This window comes from Clostridium sp. 19966 (genome assembly GCF_032335695.1).
In the GTDB taxonomy this organism is placed as follows: domain Bacteria; phylum Bacillota; class Clostridia; order Clostridiales; family Clostridiaceae; genus JACTOJ01.
Window position 1 is genome coordinate 1 of sequence record NZ_JACTOJ010000058.1, and the last position, 6,480, is coordinate 6,480.

The 6,480-nt window shown below is 43.4% G+C and carries 10 protein-coding genes and 1 pseudogene; 6 read left to right on the top strand and 5 right to left on the bottom strand.

All coding sequences use genetic code 11. The features are described from left to right. From IAI10_RS24750 to IAI10_RS24105, 5 genes are all read left to right on the top strand, one after another. A partial coding sequence (locus IAI10_RS24750; protein WP_396334425.1) for an IS3 family transposase occupies nucleotides 1–153 on the top strand: 153 nt, incomplete at its 5' end. Between the two features lie 251 nt (nucleotides 154–404). Then, the gene (locus tag IAI10_RS24090; RefSeq protein ID WP_315675863.1) at nucleotides 405–1,307 is read left to right on the top strand and encodes a conjugal transfer protein TrbL family protein; all 903 of its coding nucleotides are present in this window, start codon (nucleotides 405–407) and stop codon (nucleotides 1,305–1,307) included. Beyond that, nucleotides 1,304–1,786: a DUF4406 domain-containing protein gene (locus IAI10_RS24095; RefSeq protein WP_315675864.1), complete on the top strand. Its 483-nt coding sequence runs from the start codon at nucleotides 1,304–1,306 to the stop codon at nucleotides 1,784–1,786. Before IAI10_RS24090 ends, IAI10_RS24095 begins: the two co-directional genes overlap by 4 nt. Before the next feature lie 2 nt (nucleotides 1,787–1,788). Then, complete coding sequence (locus tag IAI10_RS24100) at nucleotides 1,789–2,052, top strand: hypothetical protein (protein ID WP_315675865.1); 264 nt, start codon at nucleotides 1,789–1,791, stop codon at nucleotides 2,050–2,052. Further along, on the top strand, nucleotides 2,049–2,636 hold the full coding sequence (locus tag IAI10_RS24105) for a hypothetical protein (RefSeq protein WP_315675866.1): 588 nt from the start codon (nucleotides 2,049–2,051) through the stop codon (nucleotides 2,634–2,636). Before IAI10_RS24100 ends, IAI10_RS24105 begins: the two co-directional genes overlap by 4 nt. Before the next feature lie 123 nt (nucleotides 2,637–2,759). Here the strand turns inward: IAI10_RS24105 and IAI10_RS24110 are convergent, their stop codons facing one another. Beyond that, nucleotides 2,760–3,452, bottom strand: coding sequence for an MBL fold metallo-hydrolase (locus IAI10_RS24110; RefSeq protein WP_315675867.1), 693 nt, complete (start codon nucleotides 3,450–3,452; stop codon nucleotides 2,760–2,762). Between the two features lie 148 nt (nucleotides 3,453–3,600). On the opposite strand from IAI10_RS24110, the gene IAI10_RS24115 reads away from it, so the two are divergent. Further along, nucleotides 3,601–3,762 (top strand): hypothetical protein, encoded by a 162-nt coding sequence (locus IAI10_RS24115; protein ID WP_315675871.1) that lies wholly within the window; start codon nucleotides 3,601–3,603, stop codon nucleotides 3,760–3,762. 80 nt (nucleotides 3,763–3,842) lie between these two features. On the opposite strand, the gene IAI10_RS24120 is transcribed toward IAI10_RS24115, so the two are convergent. The 4 genes and pseudogenes from IAI10_RS24120 to IAI10_RS24135 form a co-directional block, all read right to left on the bottom strand. After that, nucleotides 3,843–4,271 (bottom strand): GNAT family N-acetyltransferase, encoded by a 429-nt coding sequence (locus IAI10_RS24120; protein WP_315675868.1) that lies wholly within the window; start codon nucleotides 4,269–4,271, stop codon nucleotides 3,843–3,845. 11 nt (nucleotides 4,272–4,282) lie between these two features. Further along, nucleotides 4,283–5,044: an MBL fold metallo-hydrolase gene (locus IAI10_RS24125; RefSeq protein ID WP_315675869.1), complete on the bottom strand. Its 762-nt coding sequence runs from the start codon at nucleotides 5,042–5,044 to the stop codon at nucleotides 4,283–4,285. A 40-nt stretch (nucleotides 5,045–5,084) separates the two neighbouring features. Then, a complete protein-coding gene (locus tag IAI10_RS24130) occupies nucleotides 5,085–5,726 on the bottom strand; it encodes a sugar O-acetyltransferase (protein ID WP_315675870.1) in 642 nt (213 codons plus the stop codon). 334 nt (nucleotides 5,727–6,060) lie between these two features. Continuing rightward, nucleotides 6,061–6,369, bottom strand: a pseudogene (locus IAI10_RS24135) (nuclear transport factor 2 family protein); the annotation flags it as partial. Between the last annotated feature and the right edge of the window lie 111 nt (nucleotides 6,370–6,480).

Sequence of the window (6,480 nt, forward strand, 5' to 3'; positions counted from 1 at the left end):
AAAAGCTATGTACAAGCATACGAAGCGGTAAACGAATTCATGGAATTTTATAACAAAAGAAGAATTCATTCAAGTTTGAAGTTTATGTCACCAAATGAATTTTATAACCTTTATTTTGGAGAAAATCTAACTAATATTCAAATAAGGGTGTAATTCTAACAAATTTAGAGAATTTATTATGTTTTGTCCAAAACCAAGGGGTTAATCCGCCCGGACATAAGACGTGCCATTCTGTTTTTACTTTTGCGGATTGGTCACCGCAATACCGAACAGTACCAGAACCGGTGTCCCACAGTCTAAAGGAGGCGCTGCCCAACCATTTTATTATCCACGGATGCTGGAAATTATTCTCACATTGGAGTCTGCAAAAGCGGGCTCATTATTTTTGAAGGAGGTGATCTCTAATGTTCATATGGGACTTTGTCGCCGACACTGTCCTCGGTCAGATTGTGGACTGGATCTACGGTCAGATCGTTGGCTTCCTCGGCGACTTTTTTATGCAGATGGGTAACATGGGCGCAGAGCTGTTCGATATGCCGTGGGTGCAATCAATCGTGCTGTTCTTCTCCTACCTTGCATGGGCTTTATATGGTGTCGGCCTTGTGGTAGCCTGTTTTGAATGCGCAATCGAGTACCAGTCCGGCAGGGGCAGCATCCGGGACACGGCGCTCAACGCCATCAAGGGCTTTATGGCTGTGGGGCTATTTACAACGGTTCCGGTGGAACTATATAAGCTGTCGGTATCCCTGCAGGGTAGCTTTGCCCCAGGCATTACCGGACGTGGCACCGACTTTGGAACGGTGGCTGCGAATATCATCAATACATTGAAAAACGCCGGTGATGTGAATCAGGCCATGAGCAGTAATGTGTTCGGCGGCCTGACCGCCATCACGAGTCCGATCATGATGATCTTTATTCTCATCCTGATGGGCTATGCAGTCATTAAAGTGTTCTTTGCCAACCTGAAACGCGGCGGCATCCTGCTCATTCAGATTGCTGTGGGAAGCCTCTACATGTTCTCTGTTCCGAGAGGCTATATTGACGGATTCGTAGGCTGGTGCAAGCAGGTCATCGGGCTGTGCCTGACGGCCTTTTTACAGGCTACGGTGCTGATTGCCGGGTTGATGGTGGTAAAGGATCATGCCCTCCTCGGCCTTGGGCTCATGCTGGCGTCGGGTGAAATTCCCCGAATTGCCGGACAGTTCGGGCTGGACACCAGCACAAAGGCAAACCTCATGGGAACCGTCTATGCGGCGCAGACCGCCGTGAACATGACACGAACTGTGATACAGGCGGTGGCGAAGTGAGTGAGAATAAGCTGGTCTATATCTGTTCGCCATACGCCGGTGACATAGAAAAAAATGTCGAATTTGCAAAGGCAGCCTGTATGTATGCCATGCGGCAAAATTGTACGCCGGTGGCTGTCCATCTTTTGTATCCGCAGCTTTTGGATGATTCCGAGCCTGTCCAAAGACAGGCGGGCATCCGTATGGGGCTGCGCATTTTGGAAGCCGCCGACGAGCTATGGCTGTGTGGTAGCAGAATCTCCGAAGGCATGCGTGCGGAGATAGCTGCCACCAAGCAGTTTGGAATCCCTGTAAAAGAAATACCGGAATCAGAAAGTCAAGGAGGAATTGATATGAAGCAGTATGGAGTATGGGCGGTTCGCAGTGCCAATTCCGTGTGCGGCGCGGCGCAGAGCTGGTGTAAGCACCAGGGCGAACCGATCAAATTTGATACTTATGAACAGGCGGCGGCTCATGCGAAATCTCTGAAGGAGGCCTGAGAATGTATATTTACCCTGATAACTTAAAATCCAAGGCTACCCTATGGCTGTGGCAGCTCCGTGATATTGGCATTATTGGCGTGGGTGCTTTGATTTCCATCCTCGCACTGACACAGATAAGGTTTATACCACCGATTGTCATAACTGCCGTCTATGCCTTCCTGACCATCCGTTTTGAGGACACAAGTATTCTGGATTTCATCCGGTATGCCTGTGCCTTTTTTATTGGTAAACAGCAAACTTACGAATGGAGGGCAGGCTTATGAGCAGAAAGAAAAAAGAGGCCAAACAAAAAGCGTCCACAAGGCATCTCATGAACACCAAGGCCATCACGGATTACAGTTTACAGACTTACGGCCACGGCGAGCTGGTGTATTTTCTGATAAAACCGAGCAACATCTCCGTTTTGTCGGAGGAAAGCATCGGCGCACGAATTTATGCCCTGATGACGGTTTTGAAAGGAATCGCCGAGATCGAAATGCTGTGCCTCAACAGCCGTGAAAATTTTGAGGACAACAAACAGTTTCTCCGCAGCCGTATGGAGCAGGAACAGAATTCGGTTATTTGCAAGCTCCTTGAAAAAGACCTGAATTTTCTCGACCGAATACAGGTGCAGATGGCCACCGCCCGTGAGTTTCTTATCATCATCCGTCTGCGTGATGAGAAGCAGAGCGAAGTGTTTCCGTATCTGTCCCGAATCGAAAAGTCCCTCAAGGAACAGGGCTTCATCGCTAGCCGTGCAGACAGTGAGGACATTAAGAAGCTGCTGGCGGTTTACTTCGAACAAAACGTGACTACGGAAAAGTTTGAGGATTTTGACGGAGAAAGATGGGTGATTTTGAATGAATAAGAATAAAAGCCGAACCATAGAACGGAGCTGGTAAATATCTACATTTGGGTGTGAAGCTATAAAAACAGGAAGCAATGAGCTGTACTCATCGCTTCCTGTTTTTGCTCATTATCCACAAAATGTTTATTGCCCAAGGGACTTATTCAGTATCTGATTGGCATTCTTTGTTATAGGTGCGCCATGACCAAATAAAGCGTATTCAATGGGATAGTTCAATAATTTTTTTGCATCAACATGAACCTGGTCAGTATTTACATTGAACTTCTCAGGGACACCAATTACAAGGCCTTTTTCTTTGTTGTTCCTGATAACATCACTAAAGAACATAATTTTTTTATCGGCTTGATATAAGGCTATACTTCCGGGTGTATGCCCAGGCACATTTATAACTTGCAAGCCGCCGATGATGTCAATTAAGTCGTCACTTTCCAAAACGTGATCAATTTGCTGTACCACACAATTAAGCTGCCGCATGTATTTCTGTTCTTCTAACATCATTTTGCGATAGTTGCCTTCAATTACACTTTGCTGCAAAATGTACGGAACATCATTTTTGTGTGCTGCTAATTTTGCGCCCGAGCATCTTACAAGCTCCGCAGCTCCGCCTATATGGTCGCGATGACAATGGGTCAGGATAATCATTTTCAAATCAGAAAGTGGAAATTTGTTTGTCTCCAGTATCTGAATCAAATACTTTGTTTTCATAAAAATGCCGGTATCAATCAAATAGTAACCGTTATTTGACAACAGCACAAAAACATTTGCTTTAAGTACTTCATCTTCTATGATAAATAAACCCTTAGTGATTTCTTTCATAATCCACCTCCAATTATCGTCATTATATAAACAATGCGAATTTGCATATGACCATTATACCATGTTTTTTCTCAAATTTGTCCAATGCCGTCACTGAAACATGGCGGTTTTTCTATGTTCAGAAATAATTAGAAAGGAAGTATGCCTCATGGCAAAACAGCCGAAAACCAAAGCTCCGTCGCAGGATAAAGTAAAAGTTCAAGAATTCCTTGATATGATCGCGCCTTCCATCATTAAATTCAATACCGACCATTTCATCTGTGGCAACACATTCCGCTGCTTGTGGGCGCTCCGGGAGTACCCGGCATGAAAATTATAGACGGTGAAGTCGATAATAGAAAATAAAATAAATAATGGGAGGCTGATTTTCTGTACTAGCTTCCCAGTGCACTATTTTTCCATGATATATCGTGAATCTTTGATGGTTTCTGTTATCCGGAAGCCAAACCTTTTATATAAGGAGACTGCTTTGGTATTTTGAATAAAAACGTAGAGAAAAATGGGGAAATCTGTTTCTGCGATGCATTTTCGGATGATTTCACTACCGATGCCTTGACCCTGATATGGTGAAAGGACATATAAATCATCCAATTCCATTTTTTCATCGGCAGAATGGAGACGGTAATACCCGACTTTCTGGTTGTCCTGAAAAATACAGGTGTATTCATCGATGTGTTTCTCAATTTTATTCCGAACCCATGACAGCACTTTGGAATAGTTGATTTGCGAGATGTTCTCATATCGGTCAATCAAGTCCTTGTTCAGTTGAAACAGCAGTTCAATATCCGCTGTTTCGGCAGGCCCATAAGTCAGATTCATTAGGATTTACCTCACAGCCATACGGCCCAGTCTCCGTAATCGAATGTTCCGCTGCCGTGATGCAGTTTTCCTTCGGCTTGGAGCTGCCGGAAAGCGTCACGCATACGGATGAGAATTTCCGGCTGAATATCAAGACTGTGATGTGCAGGGAAAACCCGTTTGACCGGAAGTGACGCCACCCGCTCAAGAGAAGCAAGATAGGCAGTCGGGTCAGTGGAGGGGTAATAGGCGAACAGGGTATCTTTATAGACCAGATCACCAGTAAAAAGATATCCCCGTTCCTTTTCATAAAAGCACATATGTCCCGGTGAATGTCCGGGTGTATGCAACACCCGAATACAACGGCCTCCAAGATCAATTATGTCGTTATCCTTCAGTACCCTCGTTGGTGTTCCCTGAAAAAATTGATAATTGTCTACATTGTACCCTTGTGGCAGATCGCAGCGGTCAACCACCATGCCCTTGATTTGCTCCAAGGTCAGCGGAAATTCTCCGTTCAGCCAGTTTAATTCATCTTCATGGGCGTAAAAATCCGGGAAATACTGATGACCGCCAATGTGATCCCAGTGAATATGGGTTGCCACGGCGGTAACCGGCTTGTCCGTTAGCTTCATTACTTCATCATAGATATTGCAGATACCGAGGCCGGTATCGATCAAAAGACTGCGGTCTTTACCGTTCAACAGATAAGCGTGGGTTTCCTCCCAATGCCGGTATTCACTGATAATATGCGTATCCGTATCAATATGATTTATTGTAAACCAATCTTTCATTAGATTTGTCCTTCCTAACCTGCTTACAAGAATGCAGCAATTATTTTATGTTATATTCAAAATGTTTGATATCTTCTTCTAAAATCAAATGCTTTTTGCTATCCGATTCAGAGATCAGACGAACCGGACGGCAGGGATTGCCAAAAGCAAGATAGTTATCCGGAATGTCTTTTGTTACGACACTACCGGCACCGATTACTACATTGTTTCCTATGTGTACACCACCTAATACAACGGCATTGCATGCAATCCACACGTTGTTTCCGATATGGATTTCTTCGGCGTATTCAGCCATTGTGGTATTTCCGATTTCATCTATTCCCATACGTTCTTGGGCAATCAGGGGATGGGTCGTGGCCATTAATGAAACATTCGGTCCAAAACACACATTGTCACCAATATAGATACGGGCGTCATCCATGACCATTAAATTAAAGTTTGCAAAGAAATTTTCCCCGATAAAAGTATGGCGGCCATAGTTAAACTGGACCGGCCCCTGAAAATAATAAGTCTTGCCGATACCACCGATAAACTCCTTAACAATCGGTAAACGGTCAGGGTCGTATTCGTCCATTGTATTATACTTTTGGCAAGCAGTGTGTGCTTGATGCTTTATATCTTTCAGCTCTTTTTTACGTGGGTCAAACATTTTGCGCGCAAATATCTTTTCTTCCTCTTTCATAACATAGTTACCTCCAATGCGTATGCAAATAGAATATAATTATCAGACGATAAAGGCATGCCATCAGTTAACCTTTTATAAAGCATTATACCATAAAATGCTAATATGGTGTTAATTATATACTCTCAAGCTGTTTCGAATGTGGCGGCTTTTCTTTGCTCAAAACCAAATGAACCATTTCATCTGCGGCAACACATACCGATGTGTTTGGGCGCTTCGGAAATATCCGGCATAGTAGTTATATACGATGAAAAACGCTGGGAAGCTGACGGGTACATCAGCTTCCCAGTTTGCTCATGATAGTAATATTGTCCAACATTATGACTAAATTTGTTCAAAACCACATTGCTTTTTCATCTCTAAATTGAGGGTTTGAGCTACTTTGATATGGGTCATAGTTATTTATATTGCAACCAAATTCTTTCAAAAAGCATATTTTGGTTTCTTGCGTCCACTCAATAAGCGAAATCCCATCAAATGCCTCAATTTTACCATCGTTCATAGTATTCTTGAAATACCAATCAACTATAGTTTGATTTTCTTTATGAAAGTACTGTTTAATATTCCAAACAAGTACAGTTCCACGGGTATTCCATTCGGTAAACCAATGCTCTATTTTTTCAGAACCTTTATATTGGGGCCCTGGTGTTAGTATAATATTGTAGACACAGAAATCCGAACACTTTAAAATAAAGAAAAGAGAAGGAAGTGTTATGATGGCTAGAGGTCAAAAACAATATACAGAAGAATTTAA

What these genes read in the sequence shown, in the direction of transcription:
- IAI10_RS24110 (WP_315675867.1), bottom strand. Translation starts at nt 3,452, where the DNA reads ATGAAAGAAATCACTAAGGGTTTATTTATCATAGAAGATGAAGTACTT.
- IAI10_RS24090 (WP_315675863.1), top strand. Translation starts at nt 405, where the DNA reads ATGTTCATATGGGACTTTGTCGCCGACACTGTCCTCGGTCAGATTGTG.
- IAI10_RS24130 (WP_315675870.1), bottom strand. Translation starts at nt 5,726, where the DNA reads ATGAAAGAGGAAGAAAAGATATTTGCGCGCAAAATGTTTGACCCACGT.
- IAI10_RS24120 (WP_315675868.1), bottom strand. Translation starts at nt 4,271, where the DNA reads ATGAATCTGACTTATGGGCCTGCCGAAACAGCGGATATTGAACTGCTG.
- IAI10_RS24115 (WP_315675871.1), top strand. Translation starts at nt 3,601, where the DNA reads ATGGCAAAACAGCCGAAAACCAAAGCTCCGTCGCAGGATAAAGTAAAA.
- IAI10_RS24125 (WP_315675869.1), bottom strand. Translation starts at nt 5,044, where the DNA reads ATGAAAGATTGGTTTACAATAAATCATATTGATACGGATACGCATATT.
- IAI10_RS24100 (WP_315675865.1), top strand. Translation starts at nt 1,789, where the DNA reads ATGTATATTTACCCTGATAACTTAAAATCCAAGGCTACCCTATGGCTG.
- IAI10_RS24105 (WP_315675866.1), top strand. Translation starts at nt 2,049, where the DNA reads ATGAGCAGAAAGAAAAAAGAGGCCAAACAAAAAGCGTCCACAAGGCAT.